We start from the raw sequence: 3,224 nt of genomic DNA, 5'->3' as shown, positions 1-3,224 counted from the left end.
GCTGGAACAACTCCCACAACTCGTCCGGCACCAGCCGCTCAACGATCCCCACCATGACTCACAGGCTACCGAGTCACCCAAATGAGATGTGCTCTTAGATGGCAGACGCGTTGGCAGCTGCGGTGCAGGACTTCTGGGTTGATTCCGACAAATTGACCCGTCGCCATCGTTGGGATCCCGTCATCAACTCTGCCGTCGATGCACTCGTTGAACGTGGCATCGACCGCTCCTGGATTCGGACGGGACGGGAGGCTTCCCTACCAGCGTCCTTCGGCTTGGGGGACAGCCAGTGGGACATTGTCATCGCCAAGGACGAAATATCGCTGGGTGCCATCGAGTTCACTGCGCAGTCTGGGCCCTCAGCCTCGCAAAACTTTTCCAACCGGATCCACGAGGCAACCTCACGGGCCTTCGCGGTAAGAAACTCAGAGCAAAATGGCGGGCTGCAGCCGCAGCTCGGACTGTTCATCATGTGGGAGCAGGACAAAAGTAATTCCTCTGTCCAGCCGAGGCTTGAGGCAGCGCTAAACCAATTCCTCAATGAGGAGCTCTATGACGAGATTGCATACACCTCGTACGCCGACGCGGAACTGCGGGAGCCGTCGGAAGGCATGTCTGTGCAGCGGTTCGTCGACCGGTTCAGCCGACGACTACTCGCACGAGCTGTAGGTCCACTGGAAGAGATTACGCCAAACCTGGAACGCTATCGCGAGGTGATCGAGGGTGCACGAGGGCACAAGAAGGACTACGCCCTGGAAGTCGTACCCAAGCGGGGCGGGCAAGCAGAAGTGTTCCGCGGGGTGCACAAAGCGTCCGGCATCGAGATTGCTTTCAAGCGAAGGACCTCTGAATGGAAGAAAGCAGGCGCCCGGATGGGGCGCGAGATCGAGATCGCACGCATCCTGAGCGCACACCCACATGTCATGCCTGTCCTCGATTCTGAGGCGAAGCACCACTGGTTCATTATGCCTCTGGCCGACGCGACTGCTGAAGAGCAGTTCCTCCACCTGAAGGAGCCAAAGCATCTCCGCAGGATGATCGAGGCGGTGGCATCCGCACTAGCGGAAGCGCACCGTCACGGTTGGCGCCACCGCGACGTCAAGCCAGCGAACATTCTTCTGTTGCACGGGCGTTGGACCTTGGCCGACTGGGGCACCGTCCGCCGACCACGCGGCCAGACGACCGTCGCCGGCCGCACCGGCGCCTACATCGGTACTCCTGGCTTCGCTCCGCCTGAGCTCTTCCCAACGTCGAATGCGTCTGAGTTCTCCGCCGGGCCGCACGACCTCTCTGTCCCGGCAACAGACACCTACAGCCTCGGCCGAGTCGCCGCCTGGGCTCTAATCGGGCAGTGGCCACAGCCGAATATCCCCCTCCTGCCGGCAGAGGAGCCGTGGCGAACCATCGTTGAGGAAGCAACACATCACAAGATCGAAAGACACCCACAGAGCATCGCCGAGTTCCTAGCCATCCTCGACCGCGAGCACAGCAAGGCAGGGCAATCCTGATGCTGAGGACGTAGCCCTCCATCAGCATGCTGATGCCGAAGAGGCTGCTGCGTAGTCCCGCGCAACAGCCCCTTCAAGAGCTCTTCTAGGTCACTCGCCGTGCCTTTCCGGGTTCCTCGCCCGGTCCACAGCCTGTGCACAAGCCTCGTCGAACGCGGCGGTGACGGCGTCCCGGTCTGTGCCGCGGATTTGGGCCTCGACCTCCATGCCTACGCGGCGAGTGGTGTGCCAGCGCATCGGCAGGTCGGTGTAGAGGTCGGTCTCGAACTCCCAGGCTATTACCGACCACTGCTCAGCGCGGCCGATGTTGAGTCGTTCGCCGCCGGGCAGGTACACGGCGTGGGCATGATGAATGAGCCGACGGTCGGGTATTCAGTCGCGGATTGCCCGGATGCCGCCGGGTCCCTCACGCTCCCATTGCGGCCGGTCCCACCTCTCCACGTGTGCAGGCTTGCCGCCGTGATCGGTGTTCCACTGGGAGACCACGGTCTGGGCGTGGTCGTCATGCAGGAACGGAACGTACGTCTCGCCGAGACAGGCCACGTACACATCGGGCCCCGCTGATACAGGGCTCTCACTCAAGCCGGGCACGGGAGTTCCAGGCGCCGACGGGAACTGATGCGATGTTGCACCCCAGATCAGGGCGCCGACCTTGGCTGCAGTCTGCTGGAGCACGGGACTGGTGAGGTGCTGGTACCGGCTGCGCATCCGGGCGGATTTGCCGGGCTCCCAGCCCATGATCCGGTCGACGACCGTGTCGGGGACGCCGAGGAGGAGCAGGACTCCGCGGTGTGGCGCGCATCGTGGAGGCGGCCGTCGCGGACCTTCGCCGCCTTGAGCAGATCCTTCCAGCGGTGAAAATCGGTGTTGGGGTTGAGCGATTCGCCGGTCGGCGAGGTGAACACGTAGCCCTTCTCCACCCACAGGTCCCGGGCGATGGACCGCTCGCGCGCCTGCTCTTCTTTGTGTCGCTGCAACAGCTTGAGCAGCTCCTCGTGCATGCCGACCGGACGCCTACCGGCGCGGGTCTTGGTGTCCTTCGTCTCACGCCGAATGCTCATCCTCTGCGGGCAATAGCCGGGCTTGCGGCCGCACTTGTCTCCGCAGCCGTGCTTGTAGCGAGGCCGTAGGCGGCCTCGGCGTACGAGGATGACGCCTACATCGAAGTCGACGTCCTCCCACTTCAGGCCGAGGACCTCGCCCTGGCGCAGGCCGAGCGCGAGGGCGATAACCCAGCGGGCGGTGTTGCGAACCTTGGCTGCCTCGGCGAGGAGGCACTGGACTTCCTCCAGCATGTCAATCCCCTCGAACTGTGGAGTCCTTCCTATGCAGCCAGTCCCACGGTGAGGCCGGCCCAGTACTCGTTCTCGTAGTCGATCGGGCTCTTGAACCCGCACACGCTGTGTAGTCGGCGGGTGTTGTAGAAGTCGGTGATCCAGGTGGCGATCCTGATCCGGGCCTCGGTGCGGGTGCGGAATGTGTGACAGTGGACGTACTCGACCTTCAGGACGCTGTTGAACGCCTCGCTGACGGCGTTGTCGAAGCACGAGCCGACTCGGCCCATGGACTGGGTGACGCCCAGCTTGCGGCAGGCTCGGCGAAACTTCCGCGAGGCGTACTCGGCGAGTTCAACTGGTGGTTGCAACACCGGGATGTTGTAGCGAGCGTAGCTGTTCCTCGAACACCTCCGCCGGGGTCTTCCAGCCGAGGATTTTG

At 63.2% G+C, this 3,224-nt stretch carries 3 protein-coding genes and 1 pseudogene; 1 reads left to right on the top strand and 3 read right to left on the bottom strand.

Annotation, left to right across the window (positions count from 1 at the left end):
- The first annotated feature begins 98 nt into the window (after positions 1-98).
- On the top strand, positions 99-1,508 hold the full coding sequence (locus ACZ7LB_RS31900) for a protein kinase domain-containing protein (protein ID WP_471473176.1): 1,410 nt from the start codon (positions 99-101) through the stop codon (positions 1,506-1,508).
- A 90-nt stretch (positions 1,509-1,598) separates the two neighbouring features.
- Here ACZ7LB_RS31900 and ACZ7LB_RS31895 read toward each other — a convergent pair whose 3' ends face one another.
- The 3 genes and pseudogenes from ACZ7LB_RS31895 to ACZ7LB_RS31885 form a co-directional block, all read right to left on the bottom strand.
- Positions 1,599-1,844, bottom strand: coding sequence for a hypothetical protein (locus tag ACZ7LB_RS31895; protein ID WP_471473174.1), 246 nt, complete (start codon positions 1,842-1,844; stop codon positions 1,599-1,601).
- A gap of 294 nt (positions 1,845-2,138) precedes the next feature.
- Positions 2,139-2,800 (bottom strand): annotated as a pseudogene (locus tag ACZ7LB_RS31890) (site-specific integrase); the annotation flags it as partial.
- 32 nt (positions 2,801-2,832) lie between these two features.
- The gene (locus ACZ7LB_RS31885; protein WP_471473172.1) at positions 2,833-3,153 is read right to left on the bottom strand and encodes a transposase; all 321 of its coding nucleotides are present in this window, start codon (positions 3,151-3,153) and stop codon (positions 2,833-2,835) included.
- Positions 3,154-3,224: the final 71 nt, after the last annotated feature.

This window comes from Streptomyces sp. NPDC107521, assembly GCF_055598485.1.
Note: the sequence above shows the minus strand (reverse complement) of the source record. Positions and strands in the feature narration are given on the sequence as shown.